The organism is Streptosporangium sp. NPDC001681, from assembly GCF_040298085.1.
Lineage (GTDB): Bacteria > Actinomycetota > Actinomycetes > Streptosporangiales > Streptosporangiaceae > Streptosporangium.
Map to the genome: position 1 here is coordinate 1 of NZ_JBEOZN010000149.1, position 22,680 is coordinate 22,680.

Annotated in this window: 20 protein-coding genes; 3 read left to right on the forward strand and 17 right to left on the reverse strand. The window is 70.8% G+C overall.

The features are described from left to right. Positions 1 to 49: 49 nt before the first annotated feature. From ABT130_RS40665 to ABT130_RS40680, 4 genes are all read right to left on the reverse strand, one after another. On the reverse strand, positions 50 to 1,114 hold the full coding sequence (locus ABT130_RS40665; RefSeq protein WP_350964886.1) for an iron ABC transporter substrate-binding protein: 1,065 nt from the start codon (positions 1,112 to 1,114) through the stop codon (positions 50 to 52). A gap of 355 nt (positions 1,115 to 1,469) precedes the next feature. Beyond that, the gene (locus ABT130_RS40670) at positions 1,470 to 2,342 is read right to left on the reverse strand and encodes a M56 family metallopeptidase (RefSeq protein ID WP_350964888.1); all 873 of its coding nucleotides are present in this window, start codon (positions 2,340 to 2,342) and stop codon (positions 1,470 to 1,472) included. Then, positions 2,342 to 2,722 (reverse strand): BlaI/MecI/CopY family transcriptional regulator, encoded by a 381-nt coding sequence (locus tag ABT130_RS40675; RefSeq protein ID WP_350916141.1) that lies wholly within the window; start codon positions 2,720 to 2,722, stop codon positions 2,342 to 2,344. Before ABT130_RS40675 ends, ABT130_RS40670 begins: the two co-directional genes overlap by 1 nt. Next, a complete protein-coding gene (locus ABT130_RS40680) occupies positions 2,719 to 3,954 on the reverse strand; it encodes an MFS transporter (protein ID WP_350964890.1) in 1,236 nt (411 codons plus the stop codon). Before ABT130_RS40680 ends, ABT130_RS40675 begins: the two co-directional genes overlap by 4 nt. Positions 3,955 to 4,021: 67 nt before the next feature. Here ABT130_RS40680 and ABT130_RS40685 point away from each other — a divergent pair, with 67 nt between their 5' ends. Then, a complete protein-coding gene (locus tag ABT130_RS40685; protein WP_350964893.1) occupies positions 4,022 to 5,341 on the forward strand; it encodes a sensor histidine kinase in 1,320 nt (439 codons plus the stop codon). A 51-nt stretch (positions 5,342 to 5,392) separates the two neighbouring features. Here ABT130_RS40685 and ABT130_RS40690 read toward each other — a convergent pair whose 3' ends face one another. Together ABT130_RS40690 and ABT130_RS40695 are read right to left on the reverse strand one after the other, a co-directional pair. Then, positions 5,393 to 6,706 (reverse strand): ATP-binding protein, encoded by a 1,314-nt coding sequence (locus tag ABT130_RS40690; protein WP_350964896.1) that lies wholly within the window; start codon positions 6,704 to 6,706, stop codon positions 5,393 to 5,395. Next, entirely contained in the window at positions 6,703 to 7,368 is a 666-nt protein-coding gene (locus ABT130_RS40695; RefSeq protein WP_350964898.1) for a response regulator transcription factor, read from the reverse strand. Before ABT130_RS40695 ends, ABT130_RS40690 begins: the two co-directional genes overlap by 4 nt. A 243-nt stretch (positions 7,369 to 7,611) precedes the next feature. On the opposite strand from ABT130_RS40695, the gene ABT130_RS40700 reads away from it, so the two are divergent. Continuing rightward, positions 7,612 to 8,745: an AbrB family transcriptional regulator gene (locus ABT130_RS40700; RefSeq protein ID WP_350964900.1), complete on the forward strand. Its 1,134-nt coding sequence runs from the start codon at positions 7,612 to 7,614 to the stop codon at positions 8,743 to 8,745. 59 nt (positions 8,746 to 8,804) lie between these two features. Here ABT130_RS40700 and ABT130_RS40705 read toward each other — a convergent pair whose 3' ends face one another. The 4 genes from ABT130_RS40705 to ABT130_RS40720 are packed head-to-tail and all read right to left on the reverse strand — an operon-like array spanning position 8,805 to position 13,798. Further along, a complete protein-coding gene (locus tag ABT130_RS40705) occupies positions 8,805 to 9,395 on the reverse strand; it encodes a sarcosine oxidase subunit gamma (protein WP_350964902.1) in 591 nt (196 codons plus the stop codon). Continuing rightward, a complete protein-coding gene (locus tag ABT130_RS40710) occupies positions 9,388 to 12,270 on the reverse strand; it encodes a sarcosine oxidase subunit alpha family protein (RefSeq protein ID WP_350964905.1) in 2,883 nt (960 codons plus the stop codon). Before ABT130_RS40710 ends, ABT130_RS40705 begins: the two co-directional genes overlap by 8 nt. Beyond that, the gene (locus ABT130_RS40715) at positions 12,267 to 12,548 is read right to left on the reverse strand and encodes a sarcosine oxidase subunit delta (protein WP_350964908.1); all 282 of its coding nucleotides are present in this window, start codon (positions 12,546 to 12,548) and stop codon (positions 12,267 to 12,269) included. The genes ABT130_RS40710 and ABT130_RS40715 overlap by 4 nt, the downstream gene beginning before the upstream one ends. Positions 12,549 to 12,577: 29 nt before the next feature. Beyond that, positions 12,578 to 13,798 (reverse strand): sarcosine oxidase subunit beta family protein, encoded by a 1,221-nt coding sequence (locus ABT130_RS40720; protein ID WP_350916124.1) that lies wholly within the window; start codon positions 13,796 to 13,798, stop codon positions 12,578 to 12,580. Positions 13,799 to 13,871: 73 nt separating this feature from the next. Here ABT130_RS40720 and ABT130_RS40725 point away from each other — a divergent pair, with 73 nt between their 5' ends. Continuing rightward, a complete protein-coding gene (locus ABT130_RS40725) occupies positions 13,872 to 14,546 on the forward strand; it encodes a GntR family transcriptional regulator (RefSeq protein WP_350964909.1) in 675 nt (224 codons plus the stop codon). Between the two features lie 13 nt (positions 14,547 to 14,559). On the opposite strand, the gene ABT130_RS40730 is transcribed toward ABT130_RS40725, so the two are convergent. The 7 genes from ABT130_RS40730 to ABT130_RS40760 form a co-directional block, all read right to left on the reverse strand. Beyond that, on the reverse strand, positions 14,560 to 15,930 hold the full coding sequence (locus ABT130_RS40730; protein ID WP_350964912.1) for a multicopper oxidase family protein: 1,371 nt from the start codon (positions 15,928 to 15,930) through the stop codon (positions 14,560 to 14,562). A 288-nt stretch (positions 15,931 to 16,218) separates the two neighbouring features. After that, positions 16,219 to 17,274, reverse strand: a complete 1,056-nt coding sequence (locus ABT130_RS40735) for a TRM11 family SAM-dependent methyltransferase (protein ID WP_350964915.1) — start codon at positions 17,272 to 17,274, stop codon at positions 16,219 to 16,221. A gap of 544 nt (positions 17,275 to 17,818) precedes the next feature. Next, positions 17,819 to 18,412 (reverse strand): GNAT family N-acetyltransferase, encoded by a 594-nt coding sequence (locus ABT130_RS40740; protein WP_350916110.1) that lies wholly within the window; start codon positions 18,410 to 18,412, stop codon positions 17,819 to 17,821. After that, positions 18,409 to 19,881 carry an APC family permease gene (locus tag ABT130_RS40745; protein WP_350964917.1) on the reverse strand — a complete coding sequence of 491 codons (1,473 nt, stop codon included), beginning with the start codon at positions 19,879 to 19,881 and terminating at the stop codon, positions 18,409 to 18,411. Before ABT130_RS40745 ends, ABT130_RS40740 begins: the two co-directional genes overlap by 4 nt. A gap of 28 nt (positions 19,882 to 19,909) precedes the next feature. Further along, a complete protein-coding gene (locus tag ABT130_RS40750; RefSeq protein ID WP_350964920.1) occupies positions 19,910 to 20,515 on the reverse strand; it encodes a GOLPH3/VPS74 family protein in 606 nt (201 codons plus the stop codon). A 456-nt stretch (positions 20,516 to 20,971) separates the two neighbouring features. Next, a complete protein-coding gene (locus ABT130_RS40755) occupies positions 20,972 to 21,535 on the reverse strand; it encodes a GyrI-like domain-containing protein (protein WP_350964923.1) in 564 nt (187 codons plus the stop codon). Further along, on the reverse strand, positions 21,532 to 22,305 hold the full coding sequence (locus ABT130_RS40760; protein WP_350964925.1) for a MerR family transcriptional regulator: 774 nt from the start codon (positions 22,303 to 22,305) through the stop codon (positions 21,532 to 21,534). The genes ABT130_RS40755 and ABT130_RS40760 overlap by 4 nt, the downstream gene beginning before the upstream one ends. Positions 22,306 to 22,680: the final 375 nt, after the last annotated feature.

Sequence of the window (22,680 nt, forward strand, 5' to 3'; positions counted from 1 at the left end):
CGCGGATCCGCGCCGCGACCTGGCCGCCTCGCACAGAGCGGTGACGCTCTCAGGGGACCAGTCCCGATTCCTTGATGAGCGCGATCGTCGCCTCGAGCTGGTCGAGGTCGTTCAGGTCGACCGAGGGAACCTTCAGCTCGTCCAGAGCGGGCACTCCCGCGGGCGGTGCGGCGTCGGCCAGGACCGGGTACTCGTAGGTCTCCTCGGCGAAGTACTTCTGTGCCTCGGCGCTGAGCAGGTAGGTGACGAATGCCTGCACGTCAGGATTCTGGGCGGCCTTCTTCAGCACGCCGACGCCCGCCACGTTGACCAGGGCGCCGCTGTCGCCGTCGGGGAAGAAGTGCAGCTTGGCGGTGAGCGTGTCAGGCGTCTTACCCCTCTCCTTGGCCAGCTCGCCCAGGTAGTAGTGGTTGATCAGGCCGACGGCGAGCTTGCCGGAGTCGACCTCCTCCAGGATGGGGCCGTTGCCCTCACGGATCTGCGGGTCGTTGGCCTTGAGCCCGGCCAGGAACTCCTTGGCCTTGGCCTCTCCGTGCTGCACCGTCACAGCGGTGACGAACGCCTGGAAGGACGCGTTGGTCGGGGCCACCCCGACCTTGCCCTTCCAGGCCGGATCGGTGAGGTCGAACACCGAGGCGGGCAGCTGGGCGGCGGGGACCAGGTCGGGGTTGTAGACCAGCACCCGCGAGCGGGCGGTGACACCGACCCATTCCCCGCTCTTGGCGCGGTAGGTCGCCGGCACCTTGTCGAGCACGGTGGCCGGGAGCGGCGCGAACATGCCCTTCTTGGCCACGGCGCCGAGCGCGCCGGCGTCCTGGGCGAAGAAGGCGTCCGCCGGTGACTTCTCCCCCTCTTCGAGGAGCTGGGCGGCCATGGCCGCGGTGTTGGCGTAGCGGGCCTCGACGGCGATGCCGCTCTGCGCGGTGAACTTGTCCAGCAAGGGCTTGACCAGCGACTCGCTGCGCCCGCTGTAGACGGTGATCTTCTTGTCGGCCGTCGGGCCGGCAGCGGCTCCGGTGGTGTCCGCGGACTCGCCACCACAGGCGGCCAGCCCGAGGACGAGAACACCGGTGGTGGCCAGCGCGAGCACGGTTTTGGGGAGGAACGTCGGCACCGTGGTGCTCCTTCGGTCATGGAGAAGAATTCCCGATCACAGCTACATCGCTGTAGAAGTTAGCAGAGCCTAACCTAAGTGTTCGCCGCAGGGCCAGAGCCGGCCACGGTAAGGGGCCTGGTCGGCGACGTGGCGACGCGACGGAACCGCGACACGCGGCCCCAGGAGAGGTCCCCGGCTACGCACGTCGTACGGGGCGAGGCGAGGAGCGCACCCGGCTGTGGGCCTCCCGGGACGATCACCGGACCGCCTGCGCGCAACGGACCGATCACTTCCGGCGTCGGCGGGAGGACGAGTGTGTCATCGCCGTACCGGCCTGGGCGGAGTCAGCGGCGGGTGTCGACGCCGCTGAGGTTCACTGCTCGCAGGGGCCGCCGGACTGCGTCAGGTCGACGATGGCCTCTCCGGTCCACACCACCGATCCCGCTGCCACCAGGACGGGAACCGCGAGCAGGAACGCGCCGCGCGGGCTGGGCAGCGGTTTGAGCAGGGCGGCGATCCGGCGCGGGACGGGCCCGGGACCTCGAAGGCCCAGGAACGGCACCGCCCCGGACGGTATCTCGCCGTCGGGGGACAGCAGGGCCGCCTCACCGATCGCCCGGGCCGTCGCCCTGCGGTCACCGGTCTGCTCGGCGGCCCGCTCGTCGGCCCAGCGCTCGATCATGTATCCCGCCAGGTGACGAACCTGCCACAGAAAGGGGTGCGCCGCCACGGCCAACCGGCTGGCCAGCAGCCATCGGTGATGATGGCCGCTCAGATGGGCGTGCTCGTGCGCCATGACCGCCGCGTGACTCTCCTCGCCGAGAGCGTCCAGCATGCCCTGGGTCACCACGATCCGGCCCGGCCGTCCGGGGAGGGTGAAGGCAGCCGGTCGTTTCTCGGCCACCACCACGACGTCGCCGCCGGGAAGGGCGGCGGCCTGCTCACGAGCGGCGCACAGCGACCGCCGCTCCCGCCGGGCGCCGCCGGCGAAGCTCGCGACGACGATCACCAGGAAGGCCAGGGCGATCCAGTACGGCCACTCCAGCAGATCACCTCGAATGAGGACCAGGAGGGCGTGGATCGAGACAGCCGCCACGCTCACCGCACTCGCGGCCGCGACCACGACGGCTGAGGATACGAAGGCCACCGCCGCCGGTGCCGGATGTTGCCGGTCGACCAGCACCGCCATTGAGACGACCAGTGCCACGGGAGCCACGAGCGTTGACAGCAGGAAATGGTCGATCATCAGGTTTCGCTCTCGTCTTGCCCCAGCAGCAGTCGCCGGACCAGTTCCTCGTCGCCGGCCGAGAGCCCGGAGATGAAATGCGTCAGGGCGGGTGCGTGGTCGGCCTCGGCGTCGAGCAATCGTCTCATCCGCCAGGCGACCAGCCCCGAGGGGTCGGCGGGCGCGGCATAGCGGTAGGCCCGCCCGGACCGCTCACGCGTCACGACGCCCTTGTCGTGCAGCCTGGTCAGGGTGGTCACCACGGCACTGTAGGAGAGCTCGCCACCCCCTTTGCCGCTGAGCAGGTCACGTACCTCCCCCGGTGACAGGGCGCCGGACGCCTCATGAAGCACGGTGAGGATCTCCGCTTCCAGGACCCCCGGGGATCGGCGAGAGCTCATCGGACGACCATAGCGGCCCCCGCCACCGGCCCGGAAGCGAGCAGCGTCATCGCCAGCGCGCAGCCCCACCCGATCACGACCAGGATGGCCCAGGGCAGCCAGGCCAGGCCCCACCGTCCGGCGGCGTCCCACAGCGTGCCGGTCAGCACGCTGCCGGCCGTGACCCCGATGCCCGACAGGGTGGCGTACAGCCCGTAGTGGGTGGCGACCAGCCGTCCGCCGGACATCGCGACGATCACCTCCATCTCGAACGGGCAGATCAGCATGGTGCCGAGCGCGAGGAGCGCGGCCGCGACCAGCATCGGGGCCATGGCCGACTGCCCGGCGAGGCCCTCGTCGGCCACCGCCACGTGCGGGACGGGACCGGGCCAGGCCACGAGCGGGACGAAGGCCAGCCCCATCACGGCGAGCCCGGCGCTCATGGCGCGAGGCGCGGTCATCGTGCGGGCCGCCCACGCGGTGACGCGCCCCTGCAGGGTGATGACGAGGAGCGCCGACAACGCGAACATCTCCCCGACGCCCAGATCGCGCTGCGCGCCCGGCGCCCGGCCCATGGCCAGGGGCAGCGTCAGGTAGACCTGGAAGGACAGCAGGTACGCCCCCGACATCGCCAGCGAGAAGTACCAGAAGGACCGGTTGCCCAGCACGATCCGCCATCCCCGGCGTTCCCGGCGAAGCTCGGGTGAGACGGCCGGAAGCCCGACCCCCTGCAGGACGGTCAGCAGCACGAACACCCCGGCCGCGACCAGCGCCACGACGCGGAAGTCCAGCCCCGACATGGCCAGCCCGGCCAGCGGGCCGAGCAGCAGCCCCGCCTGCCCTGCCATGTTGAACCAGCCGAACACCCGCACCCGCCGGTCCGCGGCGGCGACGGCCAGCAACGAGCGCACCCCCGGATCGAACAGGGCCCCGGCGAACCCGGTCGCCACCGACGCCACCACCAGCGCGCAGACGCCGTCGGCGAAGCCGAGCAGCGCGAAGCCGGCCGCACGAAGAGCGCATCCGGCCACCACCGTGACACGGCCCCCCAGCCGATCCGCCAGGTAGCCGCCGGCCAGCGCCATTCCGCGCTGGCTCGCGTTGCGCACCCCCATCACCAGGCCGACCACCCAGGCTGCCAAATCGAGCTGGTGGGTCAGGTGGAAAGCCAGGTACGGCATCAGCATGTTGAAACCGAGCTTGATCGTGAACTGGTTGAGCAGCAGCAGCCGCACGAGATTTTCGTTACTCATAGTGACAAAGACGATACGAAAGGTAAGGTTAGCGCGACGTTTACCTTCGGCTTGGGAGCCTGGCCCGATGCCCTCGACCCCGCCGCGACCGGCTTCGTTGCGCCGACGCGTGCTCGTCGCGATCACCGTCGTGGCGGCGTTCACGGTCACCCTGTTCGCGGTGCCACTCGCCATCGCGGTCAGCCATCTCTACCGCAGCGAGACCGTGAACGCGCTCAGCCGTGACGCCACCTGGATCGCCGCCGCCATCCCCGACGACGACGTCGAGAACGGCGCCCGGGCGATCACCCTGCCGACCGGCGTGCCCGCCGGTCTCACGGTCGGTGTCTACTCCACCTCCGGCCACCTGCTGCACGGCGGCGGCCCCGCCGTCTCCGGCCTGGTGGCCGCCGCCGTCGAGGGGCACCCCCACGAGGGCGTCGAGGCCGGATTCCTCGTCGCCTCCGCGCCGATCCCCACCGACGAGACCCAGCTCGGGGTCGTGCGGGTCGCCACGCCGTACGACGGGGTCGAGGACCGGATCCATCTCGCATGGCTGCTGATGGCCGCTCTCGCCGCCCTCGCCGTCGCGCTCGCCGCCGCCTTCGCACTGCGCCAGTCGGCTCGCCTGGCGGCTCCGCTGGAGCAGCTGACCAGGGCCGCCCAGGCACTGGGTGAGGGTGACTTCTCCATCAGGCCGCTCCGCTCGGCCATCATCGAGGCCGACGCCGCCGGGCAGGCGCTGGCGGCCACCGCGCACCGCCTCGGCGAAGTCCTCGACCGCGAGCGCTCCTTCAGCGCCGACGTCTCCCACCAGTTGCGCACCCAGCTCACCGGCCTGCTCCTCGGCCTGGAATCGGCCCTCACCCGGCCCGGCGCCGACCTGACCCGGGCCATCGCCGTCGCCGTCCAGCGCGGCCGGCGCCTCCACACCATCATCGACGACCTGGTACGGCTGGCCCGCGACACGCGCACCGCCTCCGAACCCCTCGACGTGGCCGCCCTGCTGGAGGAGGTCCGTTCCGACTGGCACGGCAGGCTCGCCGCACAAGGCCGCCGGCTGACCATCGACCTGCCGGGTGAGTTGCCCCCGGTGGTCGCCTCGCTCCCCGCCGTACGGCAGATCCTGCGGGTGCTCGTCGACAACGCGCTCGTCCACGGGGCGGGGAAGGTCTGCGTCGGCGTCGTCGAAATCGGAGACGCGCTCGCCATCGAGGTCTCCGACCAGGGGCCCGGCGTCCCGGAGGAAAGCGACCCGTTCGTGCGCCGCGCCTCCGCGGGTGACAGACACGGCCTCGGCCTGGCGCTCGCCCGCTCCCTGGCCGAGGCCGAGGCGGGACGGCTGGTCCTGAGCCGTGGTTCGCCGCCGATCTTCAGCCTGCTGCTGTCGCCTTCGAGGAGCACCTGACGGACCCGGCGACGCCCGGCCCGGAGCCACGAACCGCGCGGCGGCGTGAGCTCAGGCCACCGGAAGGCGCAGTTCGACCAGACCGCCCCGGGACACCTTGGGGGTCAGAGTGCCGCCGGCCGCCTCCGCAAGCCTGCGGGCCAGCGCGAGGCCCAGCCCGGCGCCCTCGCCGGACGCGGCCGCCCGTCCTTGTGTTCCTGGACCGAGGACGGCCTCAAGCTCGCCGACGCCGAATCCGGGGCCGTCGTCGCTGATGGCGAACACCGCGTCGTTCCCGGATCGCGAGACGCGGAGCAGCACCGCCGAACGGCCGTACCGCAGCGCGTTGTCCAGTAACGGCTGGAGCATGCGCAGGACCACCTCCCGATCACAGCCGACGACCAGTCCGGCGGCGCACTCCAGATCGAGCTGGATCTCACGTCCCCGCGCACGGCAGGCCCGCAGCACGTCCGCCGCCACGTCAACGGCCGCGGCCGTGCCCGCGGAGGGATCTATGCTCCGCTGCGCCAGGCCGATCAGGGTGTCGAGGGCCGCGGTCATCCGGTCGGTCCCGTCGAGAACGCGCCGCAGCACGGCCTGGAGCTCGGCGGCCGAGCGATCCCGGCGGAGAGCCACCTCCGTTTCCAGCCGTAGCCGGGTGAGCGGGGTACGCAGCTCGTGAGCGATCTCGGCGGTGACGCGCTGTTCGTGACGGAGCGCCGCGGAGAGCCGGCCGAGCAGGCCGTCCAAGGTCGAGGCAAGGCCCGTCAGCTCGTCACGGGGCGAGCCGAGGCCGAATCTGCGATCGAGGTCCCGTTCGGACCACTTGGCCGCCTGGGCGGTCATCTGCGCGACAGGCCGCAGGGCCTGCGTCACCGAGCGCCGGACGAGCAGGGTGCTGAGCCCGAGGACCAGCATGTCGAAGACCAGCGCGCCGATCAGCGCGGTCCGCTCGGCATCCCGGTACGGGATCATGGAAAGGGCGACCACCACGACCGCGTCCGGCGTCGGAGGGTCGTGCAGCGGTACCGCCAGCATCCGCACGTCGTCGCCGACATCGCGGAAGGTGGGGCGGGAGACCGCGCTGAGCTTTTGAGCAGGGGAGTCCAGGGGGCCGGGTACGGGCGGTGTGCTGACCGGAACACCGCCGGCGTCGAACACCCACACCCCACTGTCGAGAACCTCGTCGAATGGTGTCTCGTTGACCCTCAGCCGACCCTGGAAGGTCGTCACCGTGGCCGCCGCCGCTCCGGCCCGCGCCCGGAGGACACCGTCGGCGCCCTTTTCCAGTTGCCGGGAGAGCACCAGGTAGAAGCCCATGGTCAAAACCACGAGGGCGGCGGCGAGTGCTGCGGTCGCGGTGACGACGAGCCTGCGCCGGATCACCCGACCGAGTATCCGACGCCGCGGACCGTCGTGATCGCCGACGACTGGTCGATGCCGTCGAGCTTGCGGCGAAGCCGTACGACATAGGCGTCCAAGGTGTTGTCATGGACGATCGCCCCCGACGGCCAGGCCGCGGCGATCAGTGAATGGCGGCGGACGACCTCCCCGCGGTGCGCCAGCAAGGCCGCCAGCAGCCGGAACTCCGTCGGAGTGAGGCCGACCCCCCTGCCCTCATTGCGCGCCTCGTGTGCTGCGAGGTCCAGATACAGGCCAGAGGGCGGGTCCGCGGCCTTGCCTCCGCGCCGTACCAGGGCCCGCAGCCGCAGCACCAGCTCCTCGAAGTGGAACGGCTTGGGCAGGTAGTCGTCGGCGCCCGAGTGGAAGCCCGACAACCGGTCGGTGATGCCTCCGCGCGCCGTGAGCAGCAGGACCGGCGCGTGCACGCCGCGCGCGCGCAGGGCCAGGCAGAGATCACGGCCGTCGACGTCGGGAAGGCCGATGTCGATGACGAACACATCGGGCGGGAGATCCTCGAGGCCGCGCAGCAGAGCGGTCCCACCGGCCACCGACAGGGAGACCTCGAACCCCTCCTCCCGCAGGCCGCGGCTCAGACCGGCACGCAGGGCCAGGTCGTCCTCGACGATGGCGACGCTTGGAGTCAAAAGATCGTTTCCTTGCTTCCTGCTGTCGGCAGGTTTGCTACCTCAGCGTATGCGACGCGGAAAACCGCAGGTGAGACCGCCTTTCGGCGGCTCTCGTGAAGCGAGGACGGCCGATCGCCGGTCCGGAAACGCAGTCAGGTCGCGTTCAGGTGGAACGTGCCAGCCTGGCGCGGTGACAACCCACCTTGATCTCCGTCGTCCACCTGACCGTCACCGGATGACCGCCGCAGAGGGCGGCAGGGCTTGAACACACCACGCACGGCCCGCGGCCGTGGCATCACCTGCCGGGCTTCCAGGCTCGTCGCGTGGGCGGCGGTGCTGCCGATCACTGTGGTGGCCGGTGAACTGGGCGAACCTGCCGTGCCCTCCTCGCACATGCTGATACCACTGCTCCTCGGGCTGACGATCGCTCTGACCGGCCGGATGCGTGATCACGCTCCTGCCGTGCTCAACCGAACCTCACAGGTACTGCTCGGCGTGCTGATGGGGACCTACCTGGACCTGTCGGCACTGGGCCACGTGGCCGGATCGATCGCGCCCCTGGCCGCGGTGACCCTGGTGACGCTTCTTCTCTGCCAGGCGGCCGCGTTCGCCATGGCCCGTTTCAGCGGAGTGGATCGAGCCACGGCCACCCTCGGCATGATCGCTGGAGGATCGGCCGCCGCGGTCGCCTCCGCCGAGGATCTCGATGCCGACGGCCGCCTGGTGGCGTTCATGCAGTATCTGCGGCTGGGCTTCATCGTGGCGAGCACACCGGTCCTGCTGAGCTGGATCTCCCCCCTGCCACAGGAGGGGACCGGCACCGGCGCGCGTGGCGGTGCCGGCGGCCCCTGGCACCTGGTCAGCGGCCACGACCAGGCATGGGGCCTGATCGTGCTCGCGGCCGTCGCACTGCTCGGCGTGCTGCTGGGCTCCCGCCTGAGGCTGCCCAGCCCGGCCATGATGGGCCCCATGCTGGTGTCCGCCGTTATCACCGCGACCGGCCTCGCGGGCGGATTCGCCCCCAGCGGAATGCTGCGGACCCTGCTGTTCACCATGATCGGGCTCGATGTCGGCCTGCGGTTCTCCCGGCGGGCCGTGCGGCGTCTGCGCCGGATCCTGCCCGCCGCGTTGGCCTGCACGCTGGCCGTCAGCGCCGCGTGCGCAGCCATGGCCTGGACGCTCTCCGCCGTCACCCACATCCCGTTCGGCGACACCTATCTCGCCACGACGCCCGGCGGGATCAACGCGGTCCTGGCGACGGCCTCCTCCGCGCACGCGAACCTGCCACTGATCTCCAGCGTGCAGAGCCTCCGGCTCTTCGCGATGGCGTTTCTGGCACCGCTGCTGATCCGCCTGACCGTCCACAGGTCCCAGACCGGCGGAGCGAGGCGTTGACCGGGAGAGCCCGATGATCGCCGACGGCATCCCCTTGGCCGTCGGCGACCGCGTCGACGTCACCCGGCTCGTGAGGCGAACTCGGTCATCGCGTCGAGCAGCCACCGGGCGACGTAGTCGGCGAAGGAGGCGCGGGGCAGGATCAGGTACGTCGAGGGACCGGACTGCCAGAGCAGCACGGGCACCGGTCCGAGCGTGGTCGTCACCGCGTCGCCGGGGCCGAACGACCGGGGATGCAGGTCGGCGGGGCAGCCCTTCTCCAGCACCTGACGCGCCGCGGCCCCGCTGAGCTCAAGAGTCGTCCGGTTCGCCGACACGTCGACCACCGTGCCGGAATCACCCGCCAGTGCCTCGACGAGGTCCGCCACCAGCGGGCCGGGATCGGCCGACGAGACCACGAGCCATTCGTCCGGGCCCAGCCACAGGGCGGTGTGCGCTCCCGCCCGAGTGGTGTCCGCGACCCGCTCCGGCAGGCCGGTCCCCAGGGCCGCCCCGATCCGGTCGAAGGCCGCGGATCCGGGTGCCACCCGGACGGAGACCATGGTCAGGAACGGCAGTTCCCGCAGTGACCCGCCCCGGGCACCGCGCATCCGGTCCTCCAGGTGCGCCAGCGGGCTGCGCCGCAGTTCGACGGGACCCGTCTCAGCCATCACGCCTGTTCCCTTCGGGGTCGTACAGCACGGGTTCGGCGACCTGGACCTCGACCAGGGAGTCGCCCACGTGGGCGATGAGGATCTCCCCGATCCGGTCCCGGCCGCCGGCGACGAGCGCGAGGGCGAACGGCCGGCCGAGCGCCTCGCTGTGGTAGCTGGAGGTGACGTGCCCGAGCATCGGGACGGGTCCCTGCTCCGGGGTGACCGGCGTGTCCGGCGCGATGATCTGCGTGCCCTCGGGCAGCCGGGTCACCCGGTCGACCGGCAGCAGGCCGATCAGGTGCCTGCGGTCGGCCCGCGCGGTGTCCGCCCTGGTGTAGGAGCGGTTACCGATGAAGTCCTTGCGTTTCGAGACCACCCAGTCCATGCCGGCGTCCTGCGGCGTGACGGTCCCGTCGGTGTCCTGCCCGACGATGGGGTAACCCTTCTCCGCGCGGAGCACGTGCATCGTCTCGGTGCCGTAGGGCGTGATGTCGAGGTCCGCCCCGGCGGCGTACACCTCCTCCCAGACGGCGAGGCCGTACCAGCCCGACACGTTGATCTCGTAGGCGAGCTCGCCGGAGAAGGAGATCCGGCAGATCCTGGCGGGTACGCCGGAGGCCAGTGTGGTCTCGCGGAAGGTCATGAACGGGAACGCCTCGGCCGAGACGTCCAGGTCCGGGGCCACCCGCGCGACCACCTCCCGCGACTTCGGGCCCACCACCGCGATCGTCGTCCACTGCTCGGTCACCGAGGTGCAGTACACGTCCAGCTCGGGCCACTCGGTCTGCAGCCACTCCTCAAGCCAGTCGAGGACACCGGCCGCACCGCCGGTGGTGGTGGTGAGGAGGAAGCGGTTCCGGTCGAGGCGCAGGTTCACGCCGTCGTCCAGGATCATGCCGTCGGGCTTGCACATGACCCCGTACCTGGCGGAGCCGACCGGCAGTCTCCGGTGGGCGTTGGTGTAGACGCGGTCCAGGAACTCGTCCGCGTCGGCGCCGCAGACCTCGATCTTGCCCAGTGTGGAGGCGTCCATCATGGCGACGCCCCGCCGGGCGGCCCGGCTCTCGCGGGCGACCGCCGCGTCGATGTCCTCGCCGTCCCTCGGGAAGTACCGGGGGCGCAGCCACTGCCCGACGATCTCGAACCTGGCGCCGTGCGCGACGTGCCAGGGGTGGATCGGGGTGGTCCGTTCGGGGTCGAAGAGGTCGCCTCGCTCGCGCCCGGCGAGGGCCGCGAAGGAGACCGGGGTGTACGGCGCCCGGTAGGACGTCGTACCGATCTCCCCGGGGGTGCCGCCGAGAGCGGCGGCGATCACGCCGATCGCGTTGACGGCGGAGGTCCTGCCCTGGTCGTGCGCGGTGCCGATCGTGGTGTAGCGCTTCACGTGCTCGATGCCGCGCAGGCCCGCACCGGTCGCCCGCCAGACGTCGGCGACGGTCTGGTCGCGCTGCAGGTCGACGAAGTGCTCGTGCCAGTCGGCCGGCTCGCCGGTCCGCCCCGGCACCAGCCAGAGCTGCCGGACCGGCCCGTACTCGCCGGTGGCCGCCCGTCCCACCGGAGCCTCGGCCTCGATCGGGAACCCGGCGGCCACGGCGGCCTCGACCCCTGCCTCGGTGCCTTCCGAGAGGCAGCCACCGAGGTCGAAGGTGCCCCGGGCCGAACCGGCCACCCGCTGGTCGCGGACGGTCCCTTCGGGGACGAAGGCCGCGAGCATGTCGTCCCAGCGCAGCCCGCCCTGCCGCTGGCTGTGCAGGTGTACGACGGGGCTCCAGCCGCCGGAGACGGCGAGCAGGTCACACGCGATGGTCTCGACGTCGCCGCTGAGCAGTCCGTCGTCGTCCAGAGCGCTGACCAGGACGCCGTCGACCCGCGGGGTACCGGTCGTCTCGACGACCGCGCTGCCCGGCACGACGCGCACTCCGGTCCCGGCGACCTCGGCCGCGCGCGGCGACAGGGCGGGACGGGCGTCGATCACGGCCGCCACCTCGACGCCGGCCGCGACCAGGTCGGTCACCGTGTCGTACGCGCTGTCGTTGGTGGTGCTCACCACGGCGCGGGAGCAGGGCGTCACGGCGTACCGGTTGAGGTAGCCGCGCACGGCCGAGGCCAGGAACACCCCGGGGCGGTCGTTGCCCGCGAAGACCAGCGGGCGCTCGTGCGCGCCGGTGGCGATCACGACCCGCGCCGCCCGGATGTGCCAGACCCGCTGGCGGGACACGCCCTCGGGGGCCGGATGCCCGAGATGGTCGGTGCGGTGCTGGACGGCGACGACGTAGTTGTCGTCGTAGCCGCCGAAGGCGGTGGTGCGGCTGAGCACCCTCGCCTCGGGGGCGGATTCGAGTTCGGCCACGACCTCGCGCACCCAGTCCAGCGCGGGCGAGCCGTTCACCGTCTCCTCCCGGCAGGAGAGCAGCGATCCCCCCGGCTCGGACTGCTCGTCGAGGAGGATCACCCGGGCGCCCGACCTGGCGGCGGCGGAGGCCGCGGCGAGCCCCGCCGGGCCGGCACCGATGACCAGGACGTCGGTGTGCGCGAACATCTTGTCGTAGACGGCCTCGTCACCGGTGGGGTCGAGCCGGCCCAGGCCGGACAGCGTCCGCACGGCCAGCCCGTCGACGAGGGAGACCGTGGTGGCCGGGAGCATCGACTCCGAGCACCGCCCGAGGACCTCAAGCAGCGCGTTCGGCTCCTCGACACCGGCCGCCACGATGCCGCGCGGTCGCCCCCGGTAGATCGAGGGGGCGACGTCGAGCCTGCCCGCGGCCAGCATCGCCGAGGCGACGGTGTCACCCGGGTGGCCGGTCAGCTCCTGGCCGTCGACGGTGAGGCGGAGCACCGTGTCACGGTCGATCCGGCCGCCGGACGGGAGCCGGTGGGGCTGGGCGCTCATCGCGATCCTTCCGGGCGGGGGTCGGTGGGCCGGTAGACGGCGAGCACCTGGTAGCTGGTGGTGTCCCGCACGACGTTGAACCAGCGGCGGCAACCGGTGCTGTGCACCCAGCGTTCGGCGAAGGGGCCCTCGGGGTTGTCGCGGAAGAAGAGGTACTCGGCCCATTCCTGGTCGGTCAGGTCGGCCGGGGCCTGCGGGTAGCGGACGTGGGCCTGCCCGCCGTAGTGGTACTCGGTCTCGTCCCGTGGACCGCACCAGGGACAGTTCAGCAACAGCATGCGGTGGCTCCTTGGCGAGATCGCGGGGGTCAGTGGGCCACGGCCGCGGCGCCGTGCTCGTCGATGAGGGCACCGGTGGTGAACCGCTCCAGGGAGAACGGCGCGTTCAGCGGGTGCGGCTCCCCGGTCGCCATGGTGTGGGCCATGGTCCATCCGGCCGACGGGGTGGCCTTGAAACCGCCGGTCCCCCAGCCGCAGTTGACGTAGAGGTTCTCCACGGGCGTCCTGCCGATGATGGGCGAGGCGTCGGGGGAGACGTCGACGATGCCGCCCCAGGTACGGAGCACGTGCGCGCGGGCGAAGATCGGGAACAGTTCGATCGCCGCCGCCATCTGCTTCTCGATGACATGGAAGGAGCCGCGCCGGCCGTAGCCGTTGTAGGAGTCCACTCCGGCGCCCATGACCAGCTCGCCCTTGTGCGCCTGCGAGACGTAGACGTGCACGTGGTTCGACATGACCACGGTGGGGTGGACCGGCTCGTACAGCTCGGAGACCAGTGCCTGCAGCGGTTGCGACCGGACCGGCAGCCGGAAGCCGGCCTGCTCCGCCAGGACGCCGCTGTGACCGGCGGCGACCAGGCCGACCACCCCGGCGTTGACGGTGCCCCGCGTGGTGCGCACGCCGACGACCCGGTCGCCGTCCTTGACGAAGCCGGTGACCGCGCAGTTCTGGATGAGGTCCACGCCCAGCGCGTCCGCGGCGCGGGCGAAGGCCCAAGCCACGTGGTCGTGCTTGGCGATGCCGGCCCGGGGCTGGAACGTCGCGCCCAGCACCGGGTAGCGGACGTCCGGGGAGATGTTGATGATCGGGCACACCTCGGCCACCTCCTCGGCCTCCAGCCACTCCGCGTCGACGCCGTTGAGCCGGTTGGCGCCGACCCGGCGGCGGGCCTCGCGGACGTCCTGGAGGGTGTGGGCGAGGTTGAGCACGCCCCGCTGGCTGAACAGGAAGTCGTAATCCAGTTCCTCGGGCAGCCGCTCCCACTGCTTCAGCGCGAACTCGTAGATCCCGGCGCTCTCGTCCCACAGGTAGTTGGAGCGGATGATCGTGGTGTTGCGGGCCATGTTGCCGCCGGCCAGCCAGCCCTTCTCCAGCACCGCCACATTGCCGATGCCGTGGTTTCTGGCCAGGTAGTAGGCGGTGGCCAGCCCGTGCCCGCCGCCGCCCACGACGATCGCGTCGTACGACGGCTTCGGCTCCGGGTTGCGCCAGAGCAGGGCGGGGTGCTCGGGGAGCGGGTTCGTGGTCACGCCGAGGCTCCGTTCGGGTCGAGGCCACCTAGAAAACTATTGATATATCAGTTAATGGGGTAACCTACGTCAGGTGCGAGCGACGGTCAACGTAGGAGGCGGGGACGACGAGTCACCGCTCTCGCTCGCCGAGCAGGCATACCGCGCCATCCGCGACAGGCTCGTCATGCTCGACATCCGCCCCGGGATGCCGATCAAGGAGGATCACCTCGCCGCCTCACTCGACATGGGCAGGACACCCGTCCGCGAGGCGTTGAAGCGGCTGGAGGGTGAGCGGCTCGTGGTCGCCTACCCGCGCCGCGGCACCTTCGCCACCGACGTCAACATCACCGACCTCGCCCACATCTCCGAGGTCCGGCAGCAGCTGGAGCCGGTGGCCGCGGCCAAGGCGGCCCTGCGCGCCACGCCGGCGGACCGGATCGCACTCGGCGAGCTCGGCGCGGAACTGGCCCCCGAGCGCATCTCCACCCTGCCGCCGGAGAAGCTGATGCGTCTTGACCTGCGCGTGCACCGCGCCCTGTACGCCGCCACCGGAAACCCCTACCTTGAGGACACCCTGGTCCGCTACGACAACCTGGCCACCCGGATCTGGTGCCTGTTCGTCGACCGGCTTCCCGGCATGGCGGGCCATGTCGGAGAACACGGCCCGCTGCTGCGCGCCGTCGTCGACGGGGAGGAGGAGCGGGCCGCCCGGCTCGCCGCCGAACACGTCGCGGGCTTCGAACGCGAGGTCCGCGCCCTGCTCTGACCTCCCGGCCCGATCACTTGACGATCTCCAGGACCGCCATCATGCCCGCGTCCTCGTGGTTGAGGATGTGGCAGTGCAGGACGGTCTTGCCGGTGTAGTCGGTGAAGTGGATCCGAATGACGACCTGCCCCCTGGGGGGAATGTTCACGGTGTCCTGCCAGCTGTGGGCGTGGTGCGGCCGCCCGTTGGTGCTCATCAGCTGGAAGTCGTTGGTGTGGACGTGGAAGGAGTGTTCCTCGTCGCTGTCGTTGCGGACCGTCCACTCCTCGACCGTGTTCAGCTTCGACCGGATGTCCACCCGGTTCATGTCGAACTGCCTGCCGTTGATGTAGAACTCGGTCCCCGCCTTGTTCTCGGAGAACACGATGGTGCGCCGCGCGGCGAGGGCGGCGTGGCTCAGGTCCTCCGTCGGTGCGAAGGTCGCGGGCAGCTCCACCGGGTGCGTCGGCGTGCCCTCGGAGACCAGGGTGGCCAGGGTCGCCTGCGGGAACGTGTTCCCGGCCGATCCGGTGCTGTACGGGAGCGTCTGCAGCCGGGTACGGCCGGGCGGACCACCTCGTACAAGCACGTCGAACCGGGAACCGGCCGCGAGGAGGAGCGAGTCCGCCGACCAGATCCGGTCGACGGGGTTGGCGTCATGGGCGATCACCTGGAACCGCTGCCCGTCCAGATGGACCTTGTAGTAGATGTTGGCGCTGATGTTGGCCAGCCGCCACAGCTGGGTCTCACCCGGCCGGATGTGGATGGTCGGGTTCAGCTGGCCGTTGACCGTACGGTTGGTGGGCGCGCCGATGTGCAGATCCCGGGTCCTGATCGCGTCGCCCTGGATCTGGAAGTCCTTGAGCGCGATGACGTGCTCAGTGATGTCGCGCAGGCCGGGCGGGAGATACCGCTTCAGCCCCTCGACGACGATGACGCCCGACAGCCCCCCTGCGACCTGCACCCCGGATATCGGATGCGCGTGCGAGTGGTACCAGTAGGTGCCTGGCGCGAGGTTGTCCGGGAATCGGTAGGAGTAGTGGAACGTCTGTCCGGGATCGATGTGGATGAAGACGTTGTCGGAGTTGCCGCTCGGCGACACGTGCAGCCCGTGCACATGGAGGTTGGTGTACTTGCCCAGCCGGTTCTCCATCGCCAGCTCCAGCCTGTCCCCCGGCCGGATCCGCAGCGTGGGCGGCATGTAGTCGCCGTTGTACGTCAGGGACCACAGCCGGTGCCCGGCCACCTCCACCTGCCGTCTCTCCACGACGAGCCGCGCGCGCAGGACCCCCCTGTGGCTCACCAGTTGCGACGGGTCCCGCAGTGGGGCCCCCTCCCGAACCGACGGCGACGGGCTACCGGCGAAGCCGCTCACCACCGTGGCGACGACAAGGATCGCGACCACGGCGAGACGGGACAGACCGCATCGAGACCGCATCCCACCCCCCGATGTGAAGCGCTCTGAGGTTACCGAGCCGTCTGTCGTTATCGGCCGGTACGGGACGGGTCAAACTGCCGCCTCGGACACGGGGGCCTTTGCGTGCCGAATATTTGACCGGCCGACACCTGCCTTCCTTGACTCCCGCCGCCGTTGGGCCCCCGTACGGACGACCCCTGCTGGAGCGGTCAGGGGCCGGGTACGGCGTCGCCTCCGCCGTACCCGGCCCCTGACCTTCCCCTTCGGCCTCCGCGCTCATCCTCCCTGTGCTCGGCGCCGGGACGTCTGTTGTTGACGCCTCTCCCCCGCCATGAGCCGGACGATGTACGACCTGGCGCCGGAGAGCCGGACCTGCTGGACGTGGACGGGGACCAGCCGATGCCGGATGGCGGTGCCGAGGTCGTCGGTGTCGGGGATCAGCACCACCGCCATTCCGTCGGGGGCGAGGACCCGTCGCAGCTCCGTCCACCACCGGGAGGGAGCCCCGTCGAGCAGGCCGTGCGCGGCGACCTGCGTACCCCAGGGTGGGTTGCACACGACGCGGTCGATGCTGCCGTCGGCCAACAGCAGGTCGCCGGCGTCGGCCGGGCGGACGGTGACGGCCCGGGAGTCCGCCGCGTTCGTGCGCGCCGCCCGCAGCGCGTCCGGGTCCAGGTCGAAGCCGCAGAAGCGGGCGTCCGGCCGCAGGTGTCCGGCCTCGATGAGCAGGGTTCCGGCACCGCAGCAGGGGTCGAGCACCCGGTGATCGGACCGGATGTCGGCCATCAGGGCCATCGCCGCGGCCAGCGGAGGATGCAGGGTGCCCGGGATCGTGCACCGCTTGTAGGTACGGCGGTGCAGCGGCCGGTCGGTGATCCTCAGCATGAGCGTCGCCCGGGTACCGTCCAGGATCAGCCGCCACGCGCTGTGGGCCGGTGGGGGCGCGACGCCCCCGCGCCGCGAGTGGTAGCCGGCTCCCAGCCTCCGCGCCAGGGCCCGGCCGACGGCGTCCTCGGCGTCGTACCGGTTGAAGTTCCGCCTTCCCAGGAAGGACGCCGACACCTCGACACCGGTGAGCTCGCCGGAGCCTCCGCAGCCCAGCCGATGCCGGAGCAGCCTGTCCACGTCGGTGACGGCCGCGAGCTCGGCGAGCGCGTCGACCCCCGTTCTGGCCGCTCCGATGTCCGGCAGTCGGGCGGCGAGCAGGAACACGTCGTCCGCGGTGCGCAGCCGGACCACCCCGGGCTCCGGTCGAGGCGCGCGGAAGTGCACCTCACGGTGGCCCAGATGGGTGATCGGACCGAGTCCGAGCTGGAGGATCTCGGAGGCCACGATGGGCTCCAGTCCCCGGACGCACCGCGCCACCAGGCGCGCCGCCGTCACGAGACGGCGAGGGCGCTGGGACGCGGGGCGGTGAGAAAACGCGCGCGAGTGCGCATGATGATCGTTCTTCTCCCACGTCAAGGTTCGGGACGGCGCCACGCCGCCCCGCCTCGTCGACGACGGGGGTTCCTCGCCTCGCCGACGGTCCCTTAACGCAGGTGGAAGAAGAAGATCATGGAACGGATGGTAACAGTCCCAGTCCGTGATCAGCCAGCGCTGTATCGGCTCAGGAGCCTACGCGACACCGGTCCGCGAACCGACCCGGATGGCGGCGGCTCGCGCTGTTCGGCCCACCCTCATATTGAGAGGACGGGCCGCTGTGCGTCCCGGCCGCTCCGGTGGCCCCCGCGGCCGAGTAGGCGCGTTCCCGGCCGGGGTGCCGGGAGCCATACCCCGGCGCCCCGGCCCGCCTGCCGGACCCCTCACCGATCCCCGGACCGGGCGTTCGGGGACTCGGGTCCGGTCATGACACGGTGACCGGCGGAAGATCCGGTCAGGGGCTCGGCGGGCGCCACATGGGGAACATCGGCGGGCCGTCGGGCATGAACATCGGGTCGCCGAGGTCCTGATAGCCGTGGCGCAGGTAGAGCCTGCGGCTGCGGGTGCTGCTGGCCTCCAGGTACGCGGGTATGCCCGCCTCGTCGAGCCCGCGGTGGTACTCCTCGAGCAGCCGGGTCCCCGTCCTCCGTCCCTGGTGCCCGGGGAGCACGGCGAGGAACGCCAGGTAGTGGTGCGGGTCGTGGGGGTGGCGCTTGTCCATCACCTCCCCCATCTGCCCGATGCGCTCCACGTGGGGACCGGCGAACGCCTCCACCCGGGCGTCCCGGTCGGGGATCTCGGGAAGCGGCTCGGCGCCTTTGTGGAACCATACGGCCACGGCGGACATGTCGGCCGTCGCGTGGACCTCGCCGTGGATGAGGGCGCTCTCGGTGACCATGGAGAAGAAGGGGGGCATCACCCGGCGGCGGTCGTCGTCCGGCGGGATCATCCAGGCCGAGATCTCCTGCTCGTGGAAGGAGGTGGCGATGATCGCGCCGATGGTCTCGGCGGCTCCGGGAGCGTTCTGAACTCGGATGATCTCTGTCATTCGGTCCCTCCCACGGCCGCCTGGGCGCCCCGCCCGATGTTCGCGTATACCTTCGGCCGGTTGGCCCGCAGGGCGAGTCCCCACATGACGCCGAGCCCCACGGCGACGAAGTAGACGGCGGGCATGATCCAGCGCAGCGGGGAGTCGGGGGCCACGCCGAGCACGGTGTCGAAGTTGGCCATGACGAGCACGATGACCACGATCAGCAGGACCGAGGAGATACCCGGGGCGATCCTGGTCCGCCAGGCGTTCTCCTCGTTGGGGTTCTTGGCGAAGAAGGCCAGCACGGAGATCGAGGTGGCCGCCAGCATCATGAGCAGTCCCAGGCCGCCGAACGATCCGACGGTGAAGAACAGCTGGACGACCGGATCCAGGCCGAAGACCGCGTATATGACGATCGTGACCAGCCCGATGACACTCTGCGCCACCGAGCCGTTGACCGGGGCACCGGTCCGGGGGGAAGTACGACCGAAGGTCTCGGGCAGCACCCTCTCCCTGCCGAGGGCGAAGACGTAGCGGGAGATCGTGTTGTGAAAGGCGATCAGCGCGGCGAAGAGGCTCGTCACGAAGAGGAGGGAGCCGATGGTGGCGACGGTCGCCCCCAGGTGCTGCCCGGCCAGGTTGAACAGGAGGGCCGAACTCTGCTCGCGCGAGGTCTCGACGATCTTGTCCGAGCCGATCGGCACGGTCATCGCCCAGGACGACACGGCGTAGAGCCCGGAGATGACGGCGAGTGCGACGTAGGTCGCGATCGGCACCGTGCGCCTCGGGTCCTTGGTCTCCTCGGAGAACACCACCGACGACTCGAAGCCCGCGAAGGACGCGATGCAGATCGCGACCACCGCACCGATCCCGGGGACGAAGAGGTTCGACGGGTCGAAGACGTCGAGGCTGTAGCCCGAGGCCGCCGGGTTGATCAGGTCCGCGATGTCGAACACGACGACCACGGCTATCTCCGTCAGCAGCAGGACCGACAGGACCTTCCCGTTCACGTCGACCCGCAGGAGGCCGAGCACCCCGGTCAGCACCCAGGCGACCAGCCCGATGACCCACCAGGGCGGAGAGCTTCCGAACCAGTCGGCGATCAGCGGCTGGGCGGCCGCACCGATCATGCCGTAGAGACCCACCTGGAGCGCGTTGTAGGCCAGCAACGCGACCCACGCGGTCGCCACACCCACCGGCCTGCCGAGCCCTTTCGCGGTGTACGCGTAGAACGCCCCGGCGTTGACGACGTACCGGGCCATCGTCACGTAGCCGACGGCGAACAGGCCCAGGATGGTTCCCAGCAGGATGAAGGCGAGCGGCACGCCGGTCACGCCGGTCGCGGCGTAGGCGGCGGTCACCGAGCCACCGATGACGGTCAGCGGCGCCGCCGCCGAGATGACGAAGAACACCACCGACGGCACACCGAGGCGGTCCTGGGCGAGCGCGGCGGAAACGGCGCTGGCCCTTCGTTCTGTCACGGACATTGGGATCCTTGAAATGAGGGGGGTGGGTTCACCGGCGGCTGATGACGGAGTCACCTACGGCAGCCTCGGTCTGGGCGATCAGTTCCTGGAGCGGCGCCGGGAGGGCGGTGATCGAATCGGAGAGGTATCTCGGGTTCTGCTCCCACAGGACGAGCTGGTTGCCGCCGGTCGCGACGAGCAGCCCCAGCAGGACGCTGTCCTGGACGCTGAGTGGCTCACGGCGTTGGATCGCCAGGTTGACGCGTCCGCCGGGCCACGCCGCGATGTTCACGTCGACCGGCACCTGCCTCCGCGACGGGCGTCTGCCGGGCGGGCGCAGCAGCCCGTCGGCGGTCATCCGGGCCGCCACGTCGGCGAGTGCCGCACGGGCGAGGAACTGCAACCAGGTACCGAAGCGGTGTGCGGGTTCGGCGACGATGTGGTCCAGGGCGCTCCTGGTGAGCGCGTCTTCGGGCGGCGCCGCGTCGAGAACGACGAGCCGTATCTGCCCCGCCGCCAATCCCACGGTTATCCGCCCGGCGAGCATCAGTTCTCCCAGGATGGCGGCGGCCAGCCCCAGACCGGTCAGGCGGGCATGAAGCCTCATCCGGCCGGTCGCGTTGTCATGCATGACAAAGAACAGGTCGTTGGCCAATCGGGTTCCTGAAAGATCAACTCCAACCACGAACGGCGATCGTATAGCCAAATTGTTAAATCTGTCATTACACGAACAAAATTCTGGTGCGTAGCGGATGACTCGGAGCGAGAATCGGAGAAAAAGAAGTCGCCCGCCGGCGACCAAGGCGGCAATGGCCGGAACCTCCGACCCGAAAGCTCCCGGGAGGGCGCGGACGCCCCCTCCCGGAGATCGGCGATCACCCGGATGACCTGGTACGCAAAGGCGAAGGCCCGCCTCACACCGGCAGCGTGAGGCGGGCCTTCGAAGGTTTTCCCAGCCGGGAGAATCCAGCCGGGCGAGCCGCGCGGAGCGGGAATCGGCGGGGCCCGGATAATTAGTGTCGGTCTTTAATGCGGAAAGTTACGCCGACCAGGGACCGGAATTGTGCGGTAACGGCTTCCGTACACTCGGTGTCGAATCACGGCCACGGGTTCAGGCGACGCGAACGGGCTGGCGGAGCACGGTCAGCATCTTCTCCGGGTCGGTCTCCGACGTATCGGACAGGTAGATCTCGTGGTGCAGGCCGTTCCGGACCAGCCCCTCGCTCCGCATCAGCGCGTCCATTCTGGCGAGGGTCTTCGGCTCCTCCGCGTACGGTCCGCGGTGCAGGGCCTGCACGCACAGTCCCTCGGTGAAGGTGACGAGCTGCACCCTGGCGGCGGCCGGGTGCCCCGCAGACTGGCACGCCTCGTCGGCCCACGCCTCGTCCACCGGCTCCGGCAGCCGCAGGAACAGGTGCCACCACCACTCCTCGCGCGGCACGTCGAGCGGCGGCCGCTCGTCCTCGGCCCACCAGCGACCTTCCAGGGGAGGCATCTCGAACGGCCGTACGGAGCGGGCCGCGATGCCGAGCAGCGCCCCGGCGACGGCGTACAGCGCTCCCACGCTCGTCGTGTAGACCGGTCCGCCCGGCGCTCCCTGCCCGGTGACCGAGAGCCCGCGCGCGGGGCCGAACTCCACCACTTCGGGATCGTCCGCGGCCGAGTACCAGTTCATTCCGGGTCCTCCAATTTGATCATCAGATGGGTCACCAGCCGGTCCTGCGGCGTGGTGACGGGGTTGGAGACGTACACCTCGCGCAGCGAGCCTTCGGGCGTGTGCCCGCGCTCGCCCACCCAGGCGAGCAGCGCGTGCGCGGTGAGCGGGATCTGGTGGTAAGGACCGACGTGCGTCACCGAGGCGTACAGACCGCCGGGCAGGACGTCCGGGGACGTCCCCGGCACGTCCTCGGACGTCTCCACGGCGACGGCCACGGGGAGCTCCGGCGCGAGGTCGAGCGGGAACAGCCCGATCATCAGCCCCCTCGGGTCACCCACGGCGGCGAGCAGCCGGGCCACGCACGCCGAGGTGACGACGCCGATCCGGTCCAGTGTCGCGACGTCCCTGACGACGGCCACCCGCCGGGCGGGCTCGCGGACCACCGTCACCTCCGGCCGGTGCAGCCCTTCGGAGAGGATGCGTTCGAGCGTGGTGAAGTTGCGCTCGCGGCGCGCCAGATCGGCCTCCATCCGGTCGCGTACGTCACCGAGCGCAGCCGTGTCACCGGACAGCACCCGCCCGATCGAGGGCAGCGGCACGTCGATAGAGCGGAGCAGGCTGATCAGCATCGCGGCGCGTGCCTGGTCCGGCCGGTAGTAGCGGTAGCCAGTGTCCGGATCGACGTGGTCCGGGGTCAGCAGGCCCAGCTCGTCGTAGTGCCGCAACTGCTTGACGCTGAGCCGGCAGAGCCTCGCGAACCGCCCGATCGGCAGATATCCCTCGTTCACGCCATCAGCATGGAGGCTCCCACAGTGGGAGAGTCCAACCGGGCGGGAATCGATCGGGCCGGAGGGCCGGAGCGCGTCCGGGAGGTCGCCCCAGCGGGGTTCGGCACGCTCAAGAACCGGCCCCGGAGATCGCATCCGGCCTCGTCCCCGCCGTCCCGCCACTCCGTGACGGCACAGTCAAGAACCGACCCCGGAGATCGCATCCGGGGATCCTCGTCGGCCTCCCACGAGGTGGCCCCACATGGGCCGGCGCGGCCGGGACCCGTGTCGTGGGTCCCGGGCCCCCCGCGGGATTTAAAAGGAGGGCCGGTGGGCGGCATAGGGGAAGGGGGCGGGTGGGGAAAAAGGGTTTGGTATGAGTATTTATTAGAGGTG

Excerpts from the sequence above, each read along its gene's own strand:
- ABT130_RS40670 (WP_350964888.1), bottom strand. The coding sequence starts at position 2,342 with ATGATCGACCATTTCCTGCTGTCAACGCTCGTGGCTCCCGTGGCACTG.
- ABT130_RS40675 (WP_350916141.1), bottom strand. The coding sequence starts at position 2,722 with ATGAGCTCTCGCCGATCCCCGGGGGTCCTGGAAGCGGAGATCCTCACC.
- ABT130_RS40680 (WP_350964890.1), bottom strand. The coding sequence starts at position 3,954 with ATGAGTAACGAAAATCTCGTGCGGCTGCTGCTGCTCAACCAGTTCACG.
- ABT130_RS40685 (WP_350964893.1), top strand. The coding sequence starts at position 4,022 with ATGCCCTCGACCCCGCCGCGACCGGCTTCGTTGCGCCGACGCGTGCTC.
- ABT130_RS40705 (WP_350964902.1), bottom strand. The coding sequence starts at position 9,395 with ATGGCTGAGACGGGTCCCGTCGAACTGCGGCGCAGCCCGCTGGCGCAC.
- ABT130_RS40710 (WP_350964905.1), bottom strand. The coding sequence starts at position 12,270 with ATGAGCGCCCAGCCCCACCGGCTCCCGTCCGGCGGCCGGATCGACCGT.
- ABT130_RS40715 (WP_350964908.1), bottom strand. The coding sequence starts at position 12,548 with ATGCTGTTGCTGAACTGTCCCTGGTGCGGTCCACGGGACGAGACCGAG.
- ABT130_RS40740 (WP_350916110.1), bottom strand. The coding sequence starts at position 18,412 with ATGACAGAGATCATCCGAGTTCAGAACGCTCCCGGAGCCGCCGAGACC.
- ABT130_RS40745 (WP_350964917.1), bottom strand. The coding sequence starts at position 19,881 with ATGTCCGTGACAGAACGAAGGGCCAGCGCCGTTTCCGCCGCGCTCGCC.
- ABT130_RS40755 (WP_350964923.1), bottom strand. The coding sequence starts at position 21,535 with ATGAACTGGTACTCGGCCGCGGACGATCCCGAAGTGGTGGAGTTCGGC.